An 18,718-nucleotide genomic window follows, 5' to 3' on the forward strand; every position below is an offset into this window, starting at 1 on the left:
TCATCTCCCTGAAGCACGATGTGCAGATAAGATTAAAGGCCAGGTTAAAAATACCGCGCCGGATCATACGACGCTCACAATCTGCACCGGAAAAACATATGGCTCTCTGATGCGCAGTTTGCGACGCTTCCGGCAAGGAGCCAGCGCATGATTACCGCAGATGAAACCCAGATCACCAGGGCCCAGATGGCCGCTCTTCTTGTGGCCTTCCGGCTGGAGGATCATCCTGACGATATCCCGCTCGATATCATCGAGCTGATCGCCCTGCGTATGCGGCGCCGTGAGGATATCGACGTATTCGAACTGGGGATTTTCGTCCGCGCCAACCTGATCAGCTTCGAGCAGGGCGTCATGTCCTTTCCCGATATCCACACCCGCTTCATGGCTGCCGCCCTCGCCGCCCCTCTGGGGCCCGCCGAATTCGCGGAAACCCTGCATATCGGCACGCGCGGCTGCCGGCTCTAACTCAAGCGCCAGAGCCCCGCCCCGTGAGTCGGAATACGGGCCGTGAAACGCCCGCTGACCTTATCCAGGTCGGTACGTGCCCACAGATCGCGCACCTTCGCGCTTTTGCGTCCCAATATGCCCAGGTCGAAGCTCAGTTCGGCGTCATCGGGCGTAGTATTGAACAGTGCCAGGTAATGATCGCCATTTTCGGCCCGTGCCGTCCAGACACGCCGGCCATCGGCCAGGAAATGCGGCTGGTTGTCATGGCTCGACTGGTTGACGGCAATCACCTCATCGTTTGTCAGGAGATCGAGCGTCGGTTGATCGAGGTGACGCAGATCGCCGCCCATGATCAGCGGCGAACGCGCAATCGACCACAGGGTCATCAGCGTCTTCTGCTCCGCCGGGGTGAACTTGGTGTCGCGGTTGCCAAGCGCCAGCCGCCCCAATGGCAGCATGTCGGCATCCGGCCAGCCGCCGATCGTGCGGTGTTCGTTCCAGTTTTCCAGCCGCGTGAACTGCGCCTCAAGCAGCGGCCACTCGTCCCAGAAATCATCGCTGATCCGCCACATCTGGGCGTATTTCCGCACATGAGCGGCACGCGGCACCGGCGTTTCGCCAGGCGACAGGCTTAGGATGATCGGCCGGCCGGTCTTGACAATGGCTGCATGCGCCGCCTCGATTTCCGGCGCGTGCGCGTCATAAGGCCGGCTCATGTCGTCCATCTTGACGAAATCGACGCCCCAGGAGGCATAGAGGGTGAACACGCTGTCATAATAGGCTTGCGCACCCGGCTTCGTCATATCGACGCCGTACATATCCGGGTTCCAGGGGCAGATGCTTTCCATATTGGCAATATCCCGCGCATGGAATTGGGTACCAAATACCGGCAGGTTCTGCTCGACCGCCAGACGCGGTATACCGCGCATCAGATGAATGCCGAATTGCAGGCCCAGGGCGTGAACCTGATCGGCAATGGCCTTGAAGCCTTTGCCATCCGTCGCCGAGGGAAAACGGTTCGGCGCCGGCAACAGGCGGCCATAGCCGTCCATGGTCGGGACCGGTTTGGCGGCATAGGTGTAGCTGGTGGCGCCGGGCTCGTACCACTGAATATCGATGGTAAAGACCGTATAGCCGTGCGGTTTCAGCTTGTCGGCCATGATTTGTGCTGTTTCCAGCGCCTGGGCCTCGTTGATGGTAGTGGCGAAACTGTTCCAGCTATTCCAGCCCATCGGCGGCCGTGGCGCCAGTGCCGCCCCCGGCGCGGCGTGGGACTCTTTGGCAGACGCCAAAAAAGGCAAGGCGCCGGTTCCGGCAATCAGGCCGTACATCAGGCTGCGGCGGCTGGTGGTCAGGTTCATGGTCTCGCTCCCGTTTATTGTCTGAGTAATATCAGCCTGATTGTAAAAATCCACCCCCTCAAACGCTTTATGGACATTTTATACGGCCTCCGGGGTATCGGCATAATAACCTTACGGAGAGGCGCGTAGAGTATGGCCAGATGTCATTTAAAAATGACAAAAAATCAAAGCGTTGACCTTTCTGGTCCGCAGTTTCTCACATACCCAGGAGATATCCATGGCCACGACCGGATCTTCCCAAACATCACAGGACAAAGGCGCCAGCAAGATCAAAAAAGGCGCCGCGGCACGCATTCAGCGCGACAATGATATGGATAATGAACGGAATCATGCCACGCACCAGGAAAGCCGGGACCGGGACGAACACAGGCATTTTCATGCGGCGGATACGCAGGATATCGAGCGTTCGCAATCTTCGGCCCGGGCCCAAAAACGCGAAAAGGGCTGGGAAGACAAGGATGGCGGCCGCGAGAACTGGCGCGGCGAAACGGCCGCAGACCGCAATTACACCCATTCCGACTATTCGCACTATAATGACGACAGCCGGGCCTATCAGTCCTTTAGCCGCTCCGGTGGCAATCGCTCGGCCGGCAGCCGCTATGTCCAGATGGGGCATGGCGCCAATCGCCGCCCGGACGATGGTTATGGCGATCCGATGAACGAGGTGGACCGCCGCTATCTCAGTCATGAACGCGGCTATTCCGGCGCCCGACTGGACGACCGTCGCTGGCATGAGGACGACCGGGGGCATTATGACGGCAACCGCGCTGAACGCGATCGGGATGACCTGAACGACCGGCAAAATGGCTGGCAGGCAAACGTCCGCGTCGACAATCGGGATGATGAACGCCGCCATCCCGACGACCGGCGCTTCCAGAACAATTGGCGTGACCGGCAGTGGCGCGAAACCGCCTATCGCAGTGGTGCGCATGAGTGGCGCCCAAATGATGACTGGCGCAACGAACAGCGCAACGGCAGCGAATACGACCGTGACCGCGGCTCCTATGGCAATTCCCGTTTCCGTGACGACGATTACGGTTATCGCGCCTCACGTCCGGACGAACGCGATTATGGACACGAGGACGATCGCAGCGATCCGCGCCAGCCGCGCGGCTACAGCGCCACTTCGGAGCGCGATTTCGAGGATCGCAACCCGTCGCGTGAGTGGGAACGCAACCCGCCTCATACCGGCCGGGGGCGACGTTGCTGAACCGACGGATTTTCGTCCGTCAACCACAGGAGGAAAAGATGCACGTCAAGGATATCATGAGTACCGATTTTCACATCGCCAGCCCGCAGACCACCCTGCGGCAGGCGGCGGAAATGATGCGCGATGGCGATTTCGGCTACCTGCCGGTCGGCGATGGCGTCAAATTGAAGGGCGCGGTGACGGACCGCGATATCGTCATTCGCGCCGTGGCCGCAGGCATGGGACCGGATACACATCTGAGCGATGTCATGTCGGAAACCATTGTCTACTGTTTCGAGGATGACGACCTGCGCGAAGCCGCCGATGTGATGAAACGCGAGCAGATCCGGCGCCTGGCGGTGCTGAATGACAGCAAGCGCCTGGTCGGCGTCATCACGCTGGGCGATATTGCCCGCGCCGATGAACAAAGACTGGCCGGTGAGATCGAACTTCAGGTGGCCCAGATTTAAGCCACTAGATCGTTTATAAAGCCAGCCAGGAAGAAGGCTGTATAGGCGCCGAAGGCCGCCAGGCCGAGCAAAGACAACCCAAGGCCGATCCACGCCACGGCGTCCATTTCGGCGTGAGCGGTGTTCGCGCGAACATTATGGTGGTCGTTATAGATTTGCATACCCGCCTCCTGTAAATTCAGCGAGCCTGATCTTTTAGGCGTAATGTTGCAGTTGTGGACATCACTCCCGAATATAAATCCCAGATAAGCCGAAAAGCGTCGGCGACCGTTGACTTTTCGCGTGAAAAGCCGCCACCCTTGCCCTTCCAGATGCAAAGCAAGGAACGCGGTTATGGCAAAAGTTACCGGACTGTCGGGCAATGAAATCTACTGCATGGCGCTCAAGGGCTATTCGGCCGGCGAGCTTGTGGTGGGCAACAGCGTCAATTCCATGGGCTTTCTCGGTTCGCTGGGCGCCGGGCTGAACAATATCCTGGGCGGTGAAATCCCGCAGGTCACCCAGGCCATCCAAGACGGACGGATGCACGCCTTCGCCCGCATGGCCAAGGAGGCGCAAAATCACGGCGCTTCAGGCGTCGCCGGCGTTTCCGGTGACCTGCGCGCCTTTTCCGGCAATACGGAATTTCTGTTTGTCGGCAGTTGCGTCTTCTCGAAAAGCGGGGGCGGCGACTTCTTCACCACTGCGGGCAATGCTCAGGAACTGTGGTGCCATATGGATGCCGGTTACCGGCCGATCCAGCATGTCTTCGGCAATATCGCCTATTCCATGGGGATTGGTGGCGGCTTTATCGGCGCGCTCAAGCAACTGGGCCGCGGCGAGATTTCGGAATATTCCGACGTCTTCAACAAGACCCGCCACAAGGCGCTGGACCGCATCACTGCGGCAGCGCGGGCCGATGGTGCCAATGCGGTGCTGGGCATCCGCACCACCATCCTGCCGTGGATGGGCACGCATGAAATGGTCATGACCGGCACGGCGGCACATCATCCGGGCCTCGATAGTGATCATGTGGTCACCTCCGACCTGACCGGCGAGGAACTGTGGTCGATGGCAAGCCTTGGCTACGCGCCGATGAAGCTTTTGATGTCGACCTCGATCTATTCGCTGGGCCTGGTCGGCGGTATATTCTCGGCGCTCAAATCCTTTGCCAAGGGGGAGATCAGCGAACTGACCTCACTGGTGCATGACGCCCGCGAACATGCGCTCGATCGCCTGAAGGCGGAGGCCGATTCCATCGGCGCCGAGGAGGTTGTGGGGGTGAAGACCTACATCATCGAGATCGGCCAGGGCCTGATCGAGTTCATGGCCATAGGCACGGCGGTACGCAAGGCGTCCGGCATGGCGACGGCCACGCAGATGATGCCGGCCCAAGCCATTGTCCACGACAAGGATACCTGGATGGATTCGGATATGGGCATGTCGCTGATGCGTCCGGCGGATAGCCAGGGGGCGTGACACCGCTCCTCAATGATATTGCCGCCTGCACAGTATGCGCCACACACCTGCTATTGGGACCAAGGCCGGTGGTTCAGGCCGGCGATCCACGCGCGAAAATACGGATTATCGGTCAGGCGCCCGGCCTGAAGGTACATATGTCGGGTATCCCTTTCAATGACGCGTCAGGTGATCGTCTGCGCGACTGGCTGGGCGTGACGCCGGCGCAGTTCTATGACGAAAGCCTGTTCGCCATCATGCCGATGGGCTTCTGCTATCCTGGCCGAGGTAAAGGCGGCGACAATCCCCCGCGCCCGGAATGCGCACCGCTGTGGCATGAGCGCGTGCGCGCCACCCTGCCCGATATCAAACTGACCCTGCTCATCGGCGCATACGCGCAGGCCCATTACCTCGGCTCTCGCCGCAAGGCCACACTGGGGGACACCGTCCGCGCCTGGCGGGACTATATTGATGACGGCTACCTGCCGCTCGTCCATCCCTCCCCTCGCAACCAGATATGGCTAAAGCGCAATCCGTGGTTCGAGACGGAGATCGTGCCCTATCTGCGTTCCACCATAATGACAGCGCTAACATAATTTACGCGACCTCGGGTCCGGCTTTGTGGTAATAAGGGCGAAATAAAGACCGCCTCCATGTTTGACCGTACCCAGCGCTACCTGTTCGAGGATTTTGTCAGGGATACCCAGGCCGCCCAGACGGGCGAGGCCCTGTTCGCGCACCTGCAACGCAGCGTCAGCCAATATGGCTATGACCAGATGATTTTTTCGATCGCTCACGATCCGCTGCTGCCAAAATCTCATCAGCGGCCGAACATCTTCAACACCTATCCGGATGACTGGCAAAAAACCTATCTGGAAAAGGACTATGCCCGTCTCGATCCGGTGCTCCACGCAGCCCTTACGCACTCTTCCGGCTTCACTTGGGAAAACCTGAAAGCCACTTCCACCTATACGCCGGCCCAGACCCGTTTCATGAACGAAGCCGTCGATGCGGGCCTGAACAATGGCATAGCCGTGCCCATGCGGGCGCTGAAGGCTGTAGGCGGAGTCGGGCTAGCGGCCTCCACACCGAATGACGGCGCATACGCCCATCTCGATCTGATCAATGCCCTGTGTACGCAGTTTTATCTGTCCTACCGCCGGCTTTACGCCCGCCCGGCGCCGACGTTCAGCCTCTCGCCCAGGGAGACGGAAGTTCTGACATGGATTGCCGCCGGGAAAACGGACGAAGAGATTGCCGTCATCCTGGGCATCAGCCGCAATACGGTCGATACCCACCTGCGCAGCATCTTCCGCAAGCTTGACGCCACCAACCGGGTCTCGGCCGTGGTGACCGGATTGACACAGGGGCATATCTGTCCGTAACGCTGTTGCGAATTTGCGCGCCCGTTTCGCGGCGCCATGTTAATAAAGAGCCGCTTGATGAGATTTGGCTCCATGTTTGATTCTGAACAGCGCTATCAGTTTGAGGATTTTATCACCGACACCCGGCAGGTGACGGAGGATGCCGATCTGTTTCGCCTGCTGAAAAAGGCCGTGGCGCAGCATGGTTATGATCGCATCAGCCTGTGGGTGATCGATGATCCGGACCTGCCGCAGCGCGTGCATGGCCGCGGCGTCCTGCACAATTTCCCCGAAGAACTGCGTGATTTCTACAAGGAAAACAACTGCGATTCCTATGATCCGGTGATGCAGGCGCTTAAGGTCCGGACCGGCAGCCTGGACTGGGAAACACATGAAAAACGCTCTCAGTACAAACCGGCCCAGACGCGCCTTTACAATGTGGCGCGCGAGGGGGGGCTGCATAATGGGGTATCGACACCGATCTGGGGCCGCAACGGATTGATGGCCAGCCTGGGCCTGGCCTCGGCGGAAAAACAGGATGCCACCCATGCGCGCACCCAGGCCAATCTGGACCTGATCGGCGCCCTCACAGCGCAGTTTTATCTCAGCTATAAGCGGCTGAATGCCCGCCCGCCCTCACCGTACCGTCCCGCCACGGGAGTAACGCCTAAGGAAGCCGAAATCCTCAGTTGGGTGGCCTCCGGCAAGACCGATGCGGAAATCGCCATTATCCTGGGTATCAGCCGCAATACGGTCGATACACATATGCGCCATGTCTTTGCCAAGCTGGGCGCCCACAGCCGCGTAACGGCAGTGGTAAAGGCCATCGCCGAAGGTATTGTTCATCCCTGAGCCTGCCGGATCACGAATTCTCGTGATAGCGCGACACAGATGACTGTGATTGTCTTAGCCTGATGCGTAGCGTTTCAGAGGCGGACATGTCCAGCAGGGTCGAGTCAGGGAAAAAGCCTTTTCCAGAACCACTGACACATGACGAAACATGTATGGAGGTTCTTGAACGCCTGGAGGAACTGAAATGCCTGGCGCTCCAAACCGGGGATCATGAACTGGTCGATGGCCTGGATTATGTTTTCGAACGGTTCATCACGCGCTACTGCGATTCCAAGCACGCCGAACTGAATGCCCGGATGCGCCGGCATTTCCATCCACCCAAAGCGTATATGAATTAAAGACTTCGCTATTCAGGAGGCACCGCTCCGATTGGAGCTTGCACCGGGGGGCGCGGGGGGCCAGAATTGTCCGCACATACGGGAGGCAACCTATGTGCGGACAATTTGAGGCCGCCCTCTATCTCAACTATCTGAAAAATACCCTGCACCTGCCGGATGCGCCTGATCAGGTAGAATTTGGCCAGCCGTCAAGGGTGGTGCCGACCGGCGGCGCGCCGATCGTGATCGAAAACCCGGAAAGCGGCCGGCTGGAAGTCATACTGGCGCGTTTCGGACTGATACCGCACTGGTATTCCGGCGCATTGAAGGACTGGAAAGCCACCACCTTCAATGCAAGGCTGGATACGGTAACGGAAAAGCGTGTCTTCCAGGGGGCCTGGAAATACCGTCACGCCGTTGTGCCGGCCGATTGTTTCTATGAATGGTCCGGCGAGAAAAATACTCGCCGCAAATGGTGCCTCACGCGCGCTGACAACCAGCCCCTGGCTTTTGCCGGCCTCTGGGACTGTGCAAACCTGACGGAGGGTGAAATCTGGAGTTTCACCCTGCTGACCCGCAATGCCGGCCATGATATGGTCCCCATCCATGACCGCGAACCGGTTATACTGGCCCCGGACCAATGGGATAACTGGCTGCGTCGCAAGCCGGTCGATCTGACGGCCTCCGTATCGCTCCGGCTCCAGGCGGAAACACCCGTGGCGCCCATGCAGGGCTCGCTGTTCTGATCACATCTCGCCAAAGAACTCGCGCTGTGAGCGCTCCAGTTCTTCAACATAACGGCGGTTGACATACTTTTCCGTCAGCAGACCCAGGAGTTTGTGGTCCTCATTCACCACCGCCAGGTCATCGACACCGAAATGCTCGAAGACGCGCATGATGGCTGAAATATCCATGTCCGGCCGGACATAGACCTCGGTCTGGCGGGCCAGTTCACGCAAGGGGGTAAGCGTCTCCTGATTTTCGATCCACGCCTCGGCGGTGAGGACGATGCCACGGTAATCGCCCTTGTTATCAATCAGCAGGACACGCGACGTCGAGCCCAACGGCACCTGCTCGCGCATGGCCGCCACGCTGAGGCTATCCGGCAGGGTCGTATGGTTCTTGCGCATCAGGCTTTGCGCTGTCAGGGCCTTCACCCAGCCGATATCGCGAGCATTGCGCACCGTTTCGCCGCGCAGGTGCAGGCGCCAGGTCGAGAAGGAATAACCAAACCGCTCGCGGATGATAGCGCTCGAACACAGCGCCGCGGTCACCACCGCCGCCGTCAGGTTGAAGTCGTGCGTCACCTCCAGCACCATCAGCGACATGGTCATCGGCCCGCCGACCACGGCCACGGCCAGTGCCGCCATGCCGACCAGCGAGGCATTGAGGATATCGAGGTCAGCCGCTGGATAGATCTGGTTGACGATCTGGGCAAAGGCCGCGCCCAATAACGACCCCAGAAATAGCGAGGCAAAGAACAGACCGCCGCGAAAGCCGAAGGCTAACGAAATAACCGAGGCGCACAGTTTCAGGGCGAAAACCGCCAGTAGGGTCAGCACCGCTGCCTGTTGCGCCATATAGAGGTGCATGGCACCGTGTCCAGAACTCAGGGCCTGAGGCGCGGCCCAGGCCACCGGCATGAGAAACAGCCCGCCGATCATCGGCCGCCAGATATCGCCGATCGGCAGCTTGCGCACCACGGCCTCCACGCTGGCCACCAGCCGGATGATGGCTATGCCCACCCCCGCGCACAACGCGCCCAGAACGGCATAGAGCAGGTAACCGCTGATCTCGATGGTTTGCCCGACGGTCGAAGCGATGACGAAGGGCTCGATATTCATCAGTTGCGCTGCGAGCACCGCCATCAGCGAGGCGGCCGCCACCGGGGCCAGCGCCGCCACGGTATAGCCGCCAAGCACCAGTTCAAAGGCGTAAAACGCGCCGGCCAAAGGCGCGCCAAAGGCCGCGCCGATCGCCGATCCGGCCCCCGCCCCCACGAGTGTGCGCAGGGAAACCCGCTTGAGATCAAGCCACTGGCCGATCTTGGAGGCGATGCCGCCGCCCAACTGGGCATAGGCCGCTTCCAGCCCGACCGAGGCGCCGAAGCCGTTGGACAGGAAGGTCTGAAACGACACGATCAGACTGTCGCGCAGCGGAATGCGGCCGCCATAAAGCGCATTGGCCTCGACCACGTCGATCGGCTGACGGGTGCGGCGGGGAAATATGAATCGCACCAGCCCCAAGGCCGCGCCGCCGAGCGGCAGGGCGATCAGGTGCCAGGGCTCGATATTCGGCAGGGCGCTCAGGCGCAGGTCCGGCGAAAAGCCATACAGAATGGATTGCAGCATATGGGCGAAATGCCCCAGCAGGGCCGCCATGACACCGGCGAGCAGGCCGATGCCGCCGGCCAGCACGATGAACCACACTTCCGAGCCTTGCAAATGACGCTTGACCAGGGCCACGCCGCGCAGGACCGGCCGCTTGACGACCTTTCCCAGGATGTAATCACTCAGGTGCGGATTGGATAAGGACATGCTGGCTCACGACGCATACCGGTTCACACTAGGCCGGCAAGGTGGCCTTGTGAAGACAATTCGCGCCTGGAGCGTCGATCTGAATGAATTAGGTCGGCGATCCAAGCTTTTGTTTTAACGCGCATCTTAATCCAAAAAGTGCGTCACACTTTTTGGGATGCGCTTTAAGATCAATATCCTGTCGCTATTTGTCTTCGCCCAACATCTCGCGGATTCCTTTCGTCCACGGCAGGCAAAGCGCAAAGGCCACGCTGAGCAGACCGACCGGCAACCAGACCGCCGCATGGCCCCACGTCAGGGTCGCCACCGCGCCCAACAGCGCACCACCGATGAAGCAGATGCACAGGCACAGGAAGAACAGCGATTCCCGACGCCTCTCCCGTCCTTCACCATAGATCAGCCAGGCAATGGTGGCGCTGGCGAAATGGCGCAGATTGGCGCTGGTGGTCACGGATGTGTAGGCAAATTCGCCCAGGCGGTAGAAGGCTGACGCCTGGAGCGCCGCCACGAAGGCGATACCGGTTACCACCAGCATGTCGGGCACGCTTTTAGGCAGGAAGGCGACAACGACCAGAAAGACAATCTCCAGGCCGAGCGAGAAACGTGCCTGCGATGGCAGAAGCCCGGCCAACGGTTTTTCCTTCAGCACCTGTGCCACCGCGACGCCGCAGATATAGGCGGCGATCGGCGCCGCGAACGGCAGGACCAGGCGCCCTTCCCCCTCGGCCATCCGAACCACCATCAGCACAATATTGCCAGTCATGGCATTGGCGAAGACACCGCCATAGCCGGCATAGGTGAAAGCATCGAGCATACCGGCCGCCGCGATCAGCAGGGCCGCCACCGGCAGGGTGCGTTCGGGTCTTTTGCCGAGAAGCGAAGGAACGGTGTTCATGCCCTCTTTTATGGCGAAGGCCGATCAGGCCGCAAGCAGGATATGAACCGCCTTTTTGGCCGTCTCGAAAACCGATGGTTTCTGCTGCATCTGGGCGGTCATGGCCGCGCCCTGGAACAGCAGCCCGATCTGCCGCCCGGTGTCCAGCGGATTTACAAGGCCGGCCTTCTGGCACAGTTCGACGAACCGGCCTTCGACATATTCCGAAGCCGCCCGGCCGCGCGCGGCAATACCCTCATGCTTGCCGATATATTCCTGCCCGGCCTTCATGGCCAGGCATCCCCGGCAGGATGCTTCCATCATCTCGCGGCGGACATCGAACAGGGCCAGTATCTGCTCCCGGGGATCATCGCTGCGCGCCAAGGCCGGCTTGAAGAGATAGGTATCGGTGTCCTCGCCATACTGGTCCAGCACCGCCTCGATCAGGTCTTCCTTCGAGGGAAAATACTTATAGAGGGTGCGCTTGGAAATGCCGCTATTGGCCATGACCGTGTCGATGCCGGTGGCATGAAAGCCGCCGTCATAGAAGGCATCATAGGCCTGGGCAATGATCTCCTGCTTTTTGGTGGGGGTGGCGGTGCCGGCCATGGCGAAATCTCCTTGAGAAATTTTCTATCATGTCCGCTTGACAATGTAAACCGATCTGTTTACCTATGGCGATGTAAACAGATCAGTTTACATTTCTCGGCCGCCGGATTCGACGGCTCTTTCAAAAGGAAGTTCGTCATGTCCTATGCTAATCAAGTTGTCCTCGTTTCCGGCGCAAACCGCGGCATCGGCGCCGCCACCGTCCGCGAACTGATCAAGACCGATGTAAAGAAGATTTACGCCGGTGCCCGCCGGCTGGAGTCGCTGCCCGATTTTGGCGATTCCCGCGTTGTGCCGCTGCAACTCGATATTACCGACCAGGCGTCGGTCGATGCTGCTGTGAAGGCCGCCGCCGATACCGACATCCTGCTCAATAATGCCGGCACCGCCGTCTTCGCCAACTTCATCGAAAGCCCGATCGAGTTGATCAATGGCGACATGGATACGAACTATTACGGCACCCTGCGTGTCATCCGCGCCTTCACGCCAGTTTTTGAGGCGCGCAAGTCCGGCACCATCGCCAATGTGATCAGCGTGGTCGGCCTGACTTCGGCGCCGGGCCTCGCCGGCTATTCCGCCTCGAAGGCGGCCCTTCAATCCCTGACCCAGACCCTGCGCGTCACGCTCAAAGGCTCCGGTATCAAAGTGCTCGGCATCTATCCCGGCCCGATCGATACCGACCTGGCGAAGGATATCCCGATGGTCAAGGCCACGCCGGAACATGCCGCCGAACAGATCGTCAAGGGGATCGCTGCCAACGAGACCTACATCTTCCCTGACCCGGTGGCGCTGCATATCGGCAACCTCTGGGCCACCGATGGCAAGACGCTCGATACAGCCCTGGCTGGTGAAGGCTAAAATAATAAAGGCCGGGAGCAATCCCGGCCTTTAATTTATCTAAAAGAACACCGGTGGAGCACGATCCAAATCCATCTCCTGTTGCACCTGAATCAGTTCGCGCTCTTCGCCACGCAGCCGCATTGCCGTCAGTACGCCGCTATAATAGACGCCGGTATCGATCCCGATCCGCCAGCGCGTATTGGCCGGCACCTTGTGCGGCGAATGGCCGTGAACAACCACATAGTCACACGCCTGATCCGCCCTCAGGAACCGTCCGCGAATATACATGAAGGTGGCGCTGTCCTGTTCTGCCAGCGGCCTGTCCGGATCGACCCCGGCGTGGACGAACAGATAATCGCCCGCCTGGAAGGAGGACGGCATGGCCCGCAGCATCTCCAGATGCGCCGGGTCAACCTTGGCCGCGAACCGGCGGCTGACCTCGTCCCAGATTTCCATGGACCGCGCCATGTAGGGCATGACCACGCCGTAGGAATCAAGCGTGGCCGCTCCGCCCCAGTCGCGCCACGTATCGCCAAACTCAGGCTCATCAAGGAAGCGCAGCAGCGCCTCTTCGTGATTGCCCATCAGCGCCACCACATCGCACCAATCCGCCGCCAGCAGGCGCCCAACCCGATCCAGCACCTGGCGCGAGGCCGGTCCGCGATCGACATAATCCCCCAGCAGGACAATACGCGGCCGCTCCCCCAGCCCTTCCGCATCAGCCCGGATATGATCGATCATTCGCTCAAAGAGATCGTCATAGCCGTGGATATCGCCGATGGCGTAGGTCAGTTGTGCAATGCGGGAGGTCATGCGCCCTATATAGGCAGGGCGCCGTCGGTTTCAAAGCAAAGTCTTCATGGCTTCACTGAGCGGCGTGTGCGGCAACTCGCCGATCACCTCGGCTAGGCGCGGGTCTTCCAGCGCGTGCGGCACATCCCACAGGTACAGCATTTCCAGCGCCGCCCGCATGAAGGGATCAAACATGGCGATCAGCGAAAACAGGACGCGCGGCATATGGCCCACCGCAACCTTGCGGCTCAGGGCCATGCGCGCCGCGTCCGCCAGCCGTTTCGCCGAAACATTTTGGCTCTCGAAGTGGAACACCTCATAGGCGCCAAGCGTGGCTTCGACCTCCGCCAGTTTTACCACCGTAGCCGCCAAATCGGGCAGGAAGGCCCAGGCGTGGACGGTTGTCTTTTTACCGGGTGTCACGATCTTACCCTTGCCGAGGTCTTTGGCCACCAGCGCCCCCATCCAGCTATTGGGCGCCTCACTACCGAAGAAATCACCGGCACGGATGACGATGGTGCGCAGGCGGCCCGCTTCGGCGCGTTCGCGGAACAACCCCTCGATCGAGACCCGGATACGGCCTTTCAGCGTATCGGCCGCGAAGGGCGTCTGCGGGGTCAGGATCGGCGGCATGGAGGAGCCGAAATTATAGACGCTGCCAGGATAGATCTGGCGGGCATTCAGCGCCTCGCAGATATCGGCCGCCGCGGTATAGGTCGGCAGGGCCTTTTCCGCCCAGACCGGATAGGGCACGTTGAGGCCATTGAACACCAGATCGACCGGGCCTGTGGCCCTTGCTACCGCGCTTGCATCGAACAGATCGGCATGGATCGGGACAATTCCCTCTCCGGTTGCCTTGCCGGCACGCACTAGACCCAATACACGCCAGCCCTTGTCAAGAAACGCCTTCGCCACCACCTTGCCGACGCCGCCATTGGCGCCCAGAACCAGAACCGTCTTCATGTCATCTCTCCTTGCATTAACAGGACGAGATTTATTTCATTTAACTACGCATATAAATTACCTATAATCTGATCATAATTATTCAATTTTGGATGGATTAAAGTGCTCGACTGGACCCTGCTTCGCGCCTTTCTTGCCGTTATCGATACCGGATCGCTGTCGGCCGCCGCCTCGCGGATCGGCGCCACCCAGCCGACGCTGAGCCGCCATGTCAGGGAACTGGAAACCGCCATCGGCACACCCCTGTTCCGGCGCTCGGTCAGGGGGCTTGAGCCCACCGAGGCCGCGCTTGGCCTGATCGATGACGCCCGCGCAATGGGTCGCGCCGCCGAAGCCTTGGCCCTCAAGGCTCAGGGCAAGGCCGAAACTCTTTCGGGCACGGTGCGCCTCACCGCTTCGGTAGTGGTGTCCAACCTGATTCTGCCGCCGCTTATCGCCGACCTCAGGCGCGAAGAACCGCTGATCCAGGTCGAGATTGTGGCGTCAGATGCTTCGCAAAACCTGCTGCGCCGCGATGCCGATATCGCTCTGCGCATGTTTGACCCGACACAGAACGCCCTGATCGCCCGCAGGCTCGGCGAAACGCCCCTGGGGGTTTATGCTACCAGGGACTATCTGGCACGCAAGGGCCGGCCGCAGACCATGCCGGAACTCCTCGGCCACGACGTCATCGGTTTCGACCGTGCTGACGATATTATAAAAGGCTATGCCGCGATGGGCTATCCGGTGACACGCCACCAGTTCCCGGTGCGAACCGACGACCAGATGGTGTGCTGGCACCTGTTGCTGGCCGGAGCAGGGATAGGGTTCGCGCAATGCCTGCTGGCCGATGCGCAGCCAAACCTTGAAAAAATCGACCTCGGCATGCCCCTGCCTGCCCTGCCCGTCTGGCTGGTCATGCACGAAGAGGTGCGCACCAACGCCCGCATCCGCCGCGTTGCTGACTTCCTGACCGCCCGTCTGACCGCCCTCCTCAGCGCAAGGGCCTAGACAAGGGGATTATCAAAGTATATGGGGGCCAATACATTGGAGCCGATATATCTATGTCCCCACCCACCGATCCACAAATCGTCATGGATTCCCTGCGGCGCATCGTCCAGGCCCTGCGCCAATCGGCCACGCACAGCGAACAGGCGACCGGCCTCACCGCCGCGCAACTGCTGGTGCTAAAGCGCATCCAGGCGCATGAGGGCCTGTCGGTCAATGAACTGGCCGCCGCGACCTTTACCCACCAGAGTACGGTGTCCGAAATCGTCACCCGCCTGGAAACCCGCGGTCTGATCCGCCGGGTGCGCGCCGCCGCCGACGGCCGCCGCGTCGAGCTTTACCTGACGGAGGCCGGCCAAGCCGTACTCACTGCCAGCCCGGTCAGTGCCCACGAAAAGCTGATGCAGGCGGTCGCCACCCTGCCGCCGCCGACCCTGGAAAAACTGGCCGGTGGCCTGAATGCGCTTATTGAAGCGGCGCACCTGAACGAACACCCCGCCCGCTTCTTCTTTGAAGACAAGAGTACCCCTGATGAGTGACCACGAAATAAAGAACGCCTCCACCACGCCGGGCCTGCCGATCTCGCTGGGGCTCGGTCCGGTTCTGGAAAAGGCCGATGTCGAGCGCCATCCTCGTGCGCTTGATCGCCGCAGCCTGCTGGTCGGCGCTTTATGCATCGGTCTGGCCCTCATCATGACGCCGATCGCACGCGGCCTGATGGCGCTGATCGGCCTGATCACCAACCTGGCCTTTTATCAGCGTGTGGGTTTTGATCTTGTCTCGCCCGCCGGGCATCATCTCGGCCTGTTCGTGATTGCCGTGCCGGTGATCGGCTCGCTGATCGTTGGCCTGATGGCGCGCTTTGGCGCCAAGGCCATTCGCGGCCACGGCATTCCGGAAGCGATGGAGCAGATCCTGACCAATGACAGCCGCATTCCGGTGCGCATGACCTTCCTCAAGCCGCTGTCCGCTGCCATCGCCATCGGCACCGGCGGCCCCTTCGGCGCGGAAGGTCCGATCATCGCCACCGGCGGCGCGCTCGGCTCCTTGCTCGGTCAGGTCATCCACGTTACGGCGCATGAACGCAAAACCCTGCTGGCCGCCGGCGCCGCGGCGGGTATGACCGCCATCTTCGGCACACCCTTTTCCGCCATCCTGCTGGCTATCGAACTGCTGGTCTTCGAGTTCCGACCTCGCTCCTTTATCCCCATCGCCCTGGCGGCCTTGAGCGCCATCATGCTGCGGCCCTTCCTGTTCGGCACCGACCTGTTGTTCCATATCGCCATCTTCGCCCCAGCCTCCCCCGCCGCCCTGATCGGCTACGCTGCCCTGGGCGTCATCATGGGCCTGTTCGCGGTCATAATTGCCAAATCGACCTACCTGATCGAGGACCTGTTCGAGCGCCTGCCGATCCACTGGATGTGGTGGCCGGCCATCGGCGGTCTGATCGTCGGGCTGGTCGGCCTGTGGGAACCGCGCGTTATGGGGGTCGGTTACGACAATATCGACCGAATCTTAAGCGGCAACTTCCTCGGCATCGCCTTGCTTACCTTCTGCCTGCTGAAATTCATCGCCTGGTCAATCGCGCTCGGCAGCGGCACATCGGGTGGCACGCTCGCCCCCATCTTCACCATCGGCGGCGGGCTGGGCGTTTTGACGGCTCAGGTGTTCGAGGCGGCATTGCCTTCGCTGGGCCTTGACCTGCGCATGGCCGGACTGGTCGGCATGGCCGCCTGCTTTGCCGGCGCCTCGCGCGCCCTCTTCGCCTCGGTGCTGTTTGCCCTGGAAGTGACTCAGCAGTTCAATACCCTGCTGCCGCTTCTCGCCGGTTGCGCGACCGCCTTTATGGTCTCGGCCTTTGTCATGAAAACCACAATCATGACGGAAAAGCTGGTGCGGCGGGGCCACCATGTGCCGTCGGAATATATGGCGCATGGGCCGCAAACCCCGGCAAAGCCTTGAACGTACCAACGTAGCAACAATTTAATGTTGGCGATTTTTGCGAAGCTTATGAATTTAAAGCTTTATTTCGGCAAATTTCTGCGTATGCCTTAAAGAAAACAATTCGGGGCAAGAGGCATATGGACGCCAAGGTATTTCTCGACAGACGCGGTGTGTGGGCGTTCGGACTCGGCTGTGCATGTGTCACTATCGGCGTTTTGCTGCATCTGCCGATGTTCTGGATGGGCAAGGACATGGGCTTCGCCCTGGCCGGAATGCCGATGGACAATGGCATGTTGTTCGGCATGTTCCTGATTGTCGCGGGCATTGGTATCGCCGCCTACGGCCTGCTGCCGAAAGGTGTCGACGCGCAGGTGAAATCCGCCGCGCGTATTGCGGTTGCCGCGCCGGAGGATGCGAAGCTTGGTCCCGCTCACGCCCTGCTGATGCTGGTTCTGGTCGTGGCCCTAATTATCGACGTCATGAAGCCCGCCTCTCTCGGTTTCGTCATGCCAGGCCTGATCAAAGAGTACGGCGTCAGCAAGGCGGAAGCCTCGCTTGTGCCCTTCTTCGCCCTGATCGGCACGGTCACCGGCTCGATCCTGTGGGGCATCATCGCCGACATCTACGGCCGTAAGGCCTCGATCCTCCTGTCTGCTGTGGTCTTCGTCGGCACCTCGATCTGCGGCGCCATGCCGAGCCTGTTGTGGAACGAGATCATGTGCTTCCTGATGGGCGCCGGCGCCGGCGGCATGTTGCCGGTCACCTATGCCCTGCTGGCTGAAACCATGCCGTCGCGCCATCGCGGCTGGGCGCTGGTGCTGGTCGGCGGCCTGGGGGCGGTCGGCGGCTATTTCGCGGCCTCGGGCTTTTCCTACCTGCTGGTGCCGACATTCAGTTGGCGCATCCTGTGGCTGATCAATCTGCCGACCGGCCTCATCCTCATCCTGATGGGCGGGCTGATCCCCGAATCGGCCAAGTTCCTCCTATCGCGCGGGCGTGATGAGGAGGCGCACAAGATCATGGCGCGGTTCGGTACGGTCAGCCACAAACTGGGCGCCAATGAAGAGGACACCGATGACACTTTTGCGCACCATCATTCAAAGCACGACGGCACCGAGCCCAAGCTCTGGACGCCCGGCCTGATCGGTAAAACGGCGGCACTGACCATCGCGGCGCTGGCCTGGGGCCTGATCAATTTCGGCCTTTTGCTATGGCTGCCCAATGACCTGGTGGCCAAAGGCTATTCCATGGCCCTGTCATCGAAACTGCTGGCCGAATCCTCGCTGATCGCCTTCCCGACCGTTTTTGTCTGCACCTGGATCTACAGCCAGTGGAGCACCAAATGGGCCTTCACCACCATGGTGACCATTACGCTCGCCGGGCTGATCTGGGTGCTGCTGTTAGAGACCGGCAAGGGGGGGAGTCCGGTTCTGCCGATCGCCCTGCTGATCATTGGCTCCAATGGCATTCTGGCCATTCTACTGCCCTACGCCTCGGAGAGCTACCCCCTGGCAATCCGCGGACGCGCCACCGGCTGGATTGCCGCCTGCACCAAAGGCGGCGGCGTGCTGGCCCAGACGCTCAGCATTACCGCCCTGGTGCCGCCACTGGGGATCGCCGCGGGCATGATCATCGTGCCGATCGTCGTCACCCTTGGTTTATTTGTTAAATACGGCACCGAAACCAAGGGCCTTGACCTGCGGCAACTGGAAAAACCGCGCAGACCCGGCTAGAA

General features: G+C 60.5%; 21 protein-coding genes. 14 read left to right on the forward strand and 7 right to left on the reverse strand.

Going from position 1 to position 18,718, the window contains the following annotated elements; translation table 11 throughout:
• The first annotated feature begins 147 nt into the window (after nt 1–147).
• Nucleotides 148–465: a hypothetical protein gene (locus tag BLO49_RS04325; protein ID WP_090644616.1), complete on the forward strand. Its 318-nt coding sequence runs from the start codon at nt 148–150 to the stop codon at nt 463–465.
• Here the strand turns inward: BLO49_RS04325 and BLO49_RS04330 are convergent.
• Entirely contained in the window at nt 462–1,808 is a 1,347-nt protein-coding gene (locus tag BLO49_RS04330; protein ID WP_090644618.1) for a glycoside hydrolase family 27 protein, read from the reverse strand. The genes BLO49_RS04325 and BLO49_RS04330 overlap by 4 nt on opposite strands.
• A gap of 217 nt (nt 1,809–2,025) precedes the next feature.
• On the opposite strand from BLO49_RS04330, the gene BLO49_RS04335 reads away from it, so the two are divergent.
• Both BLO49_RS04335 and BLO49_RS04340 read left to right on the forward strand, forming a co-directional pair.
• The gene (locus BLO49_RS04335; RefSeq protein ID WP_139159617.1) at nt 2,026–3,018 is read left to right on the forward strand and encodes a hypothetical protein; all 993 of its coding nucleotides are present in this window, start codon (nt 2,026–2,028) and stop codon (nt 3,016–3,018) included.
• A 38-nt stretch (nt 3,019–3,056) separates the two neighbouring features.
• Nucleotides 3,057–3,467 (forward strand): CBS domain-containing protein, encoded by a 411-nt coding sequence (locus BLO49_RS04340; protein WP_090644624.1) that lies wholly within the window; start codon nt 3,057–3,059, stop codon nt 3,465–3,467.
• Here BLO49_RS04340 and BLO49_RS18365 read toward each other — a convergent pair.
• Nucleotides 3,464–3,628 carry a hypothetical protein gene (locus tag BLO49_RS18365; RefSeq protein WP_170828199.1) on the reverse strand — a complete coding sequence of 55 codons (165 nt, stop codon included), beginning with the start codon at nt 3,626–3,628 and terminating at the stop codon, nt 3,464–3,466. The two genes, BLO49_RS04340 and BLO49_RS18365, sit on opposite strands and share 4 nt — an antisense overlap.
• A 172-nt stretch (nt 3,629–3,800) precedes the next feature.
• On the opposite strand from BLO49_RS18365, the gene BLO49_RS04345 reads away from it, so the two are divergent.
• The 6 genes from BLO49_RS04345 to BLO49_RS04370 all read left to right on the forward strand — a co-directional run bounded on the left by BLO49_RS04345 (nt 3,801) and on the right by BLO49_RS04370 (nt 8,183).
• Nucleotides 3,801–4,925 (forward strand): heavy metal-binding domain-containing protein, encoded by a 1,125-nt coding sequence (locus BLO49_RS04345; protein ID WP_090644626.1) that lies wholly within the window; start codon nt 3,801–3,803, stop codon nt 4,923–4,925.
• A complete protein-coding gene (locus BLO49_RS04350; RefSeq protein WP_090644629.1) occupies nt 4,922–5,500 on the forward strand; it encodes a uracil-DNA glycosylase family protein in 579 nt (192 codons plus the stop codon). Before BLO49_RS04345 ends, BLO49_RS04350 begins: the two co-directional genes overlap by 4 nt.
• A gap of 57 nt (nt 5,501–5,557) precedes the next feature.
• Nucleotides 5,558–6,289 carry a helix-turn-helix transcriptional regulator gene (locus BLO49_RS04355; protein ID WP_090644632.1) on the forward strand — a complete coding sequence of 244 codons (732 nt, stop codon included), beginning with the start codon at nt 5,558–5,560 and terminating at the stop codon, nt 6,287–6,289.
• Nucleotides 6,290–6,361: 72 nt separating this feature from the next.
• Nucleotides 6,362–7,120: a helix-turn-helix transcriptional regulator gene (locus BLO49_RS04360; RefSeq protein ID WP_170828200.1), complete on the forward strand. Its 759-nt coding sequence runs from the start codon at nt 6,362–6,364 to the stop codon at nt 7,118–7,120.
• Between the two features lie 152 nt (nt 7,121–7,272).
• A complete protein-coding gene (locus BLO49_RS04365) occupies nt 7,273–7,458 on the forward strand; it encodes a hypothetical protein (RefSeq protein ID WP_090644636.1) in 186 nt (61 codons plus the stop codon).
• A 92-nt stretch (nt 7,459–7,550) separates the two neighbouring features.
• Entirely contained in the window at nt 7,551–8,183 is a 633-nt protein-coding gene (locus BLO49_RS04370; protein WP_090644638.1) for an SOS response-associated peptidase, read from the forward strand.
• Here BLO49_RS04370 and BLO49_RS04375 read toward each other — a convergent pair whose 3' ends face one another.
• The 3 genes from BLO49_RS04375 to BLO49_RS04385 all read right to left on the reverse strand — a co-directional run bounded on the left by BLO49_RS04375 (nt 8,184) and on the right by BLO49_RS04385 (nt 11,457).
• Complete coding sequence (locus BLO49_RS04375; protein ID WP_170828201.1) at nt 8,184–9,974, reverse strand: chloride channel protein; 1,791 nt, start codon at nt 9,972–9,974, stop codon at nt 8,184–8,186.
• Between the two features lie 184 nt (nt 9,975–10,158).
• Nucleotides 10,159–10,869, reverse strand: a complete 711-nt coding sequence (locus BLO49_RS04380) for a YoaK family protein (protein WP_090644641.1) — start codon at nt 10,867–10,869, stop codon at nt 10,159–10,161.
• Nucleotides 10,870–10,893: 24 nt separating this feature from the next.
• Nucleotides 10,894–11,457: a TetR/AcrR family transcriptional regulator gene (locus BLO49_RS04385; RefSeq protein ID WP_090644643.1), complete on the reverse strand. Its 564-nt coding sequence runs from the start codon at nt 11,455–11,457 to the stop codon at nt 10,894–10,896.
• 138 nt (nt 11,458–11,595) lie between these two features.
• Here BLO49_RS04385 and BLO49_RS04390 point away from each other — a divergent pair, with 138 nt between their 5' ends.
• Nucleotides 11,596–12,315, forward strand: a complete 720-nt coding sequence (locus BLO49_RS04390; protein ID WP_090644646.1) for an SDR family NAD(P)-dependent oxidoreductase — start codon at nt 11,596–11,598, stop codon at nt 12,313–12,315.
• Between the two features lie 39 nt (nt 12,316–12,354).
• Here the strand turns inward: BLO49_RS04390 and BLO49_RS04395 are convergent, their stop codons facing one another.
• Together BLO49_RS04395 and BLO49_RS04400 are read right to left on the reverse strand one after the other, a co-directional pair.
• Nucleotides 12,355–13,110 carry a metallophosphoesterase family protein gene (locus BLO49_RS04395; RefSeq protein WP_090644649.1) on the reverse strand — a complete coding sequence of 252 codons (756 nt, stop codon included), beginning with the start codon at nt 13,108–13,110 and terminating at the stop codon, nt 12,355–12,357.
• Between the two features lie 30 nt (nt 13,111–13,140).
• Nucleotides 13,141–14,052, reverse strand: a complete 912-nt coding sequence (locus BLO49_RS04400; RefSeq protein ID WP_090644651.1) for an NAD-dependent epimerase/dehydratase family protein — start codon at nt 14,050–14,052, stop codon at nt 13,141–13,143.
• Between the two features lie 102 nt (nt 14,053–14,154).
• On the opposite strand from BLO49_RS04400, the gene BLO49_RS04405 reads away from it, so the two are divergent.
• From BLO49_RS04405 to BLO49_RS04420, 4 genes are all read left to right on the forward strand, one after another.
• Nucleotides 14,155–15,042, forward strand: a complete 888-nt coding sequence (locus BLO49_RS04405) for a LysR family transcriptional regulator (RefSeq protein ID WP_090644654.1) — start codon at nt 14,155–14,157, stop codon at nt 15,040–15,042.
• A gap of 53 nt (nt 15,043–15,095) precedes the next feature.
• A complete protein-coding gene (locus BLO49_RS04410) occupies nt 15,096–15,578 on the forward strand; it encodes a MarR family winged helix-turn-helix transcriptional regulator (RefSeq protein ID WP_090644657.1) in 483 nt (160 codons plus the stop codon).
• The gene (locus BLO49_RS04415; RefSeq protein ID WP_090644660.1) at nt 15,571–17,001 is read left to right on the forward strand and encodes a chloride channel protein; all 1,431 of its coding nucleotides are present in this window, start codon (nt 15,571–15,573) and stop codon (nt 16,999–17,001) included. Before BLO49_RS04410 ends, BLO49_RS04415 begins: the two co-directional genes overlap by 8 nt.
• 119 nt (nt 17,002–17,120) lie before the next feature.
• Entirely contained in the window at nt 17,121–18,716 is a 1,596-nt protein-coding gene (locus BLO49_RS04420) for an MFS transporter (RefSeq protein WP_090644663.1), read from the forward strand.
• Nucleotides 18,717–18,718 lie beyond the last annotated feature (2 nt).

Origin of the sequence: Asticcacaulis taihuensis, assembly GCF_900100255.1 — a bacterium.
GTDB classification, from domain to species: Bacteria; Pseudomonadota; Alphaproteobacteria; order Caulobacterales; family Caulobacteraceae; genus Asticcacaulis; species Asticcacaulis taihuensis.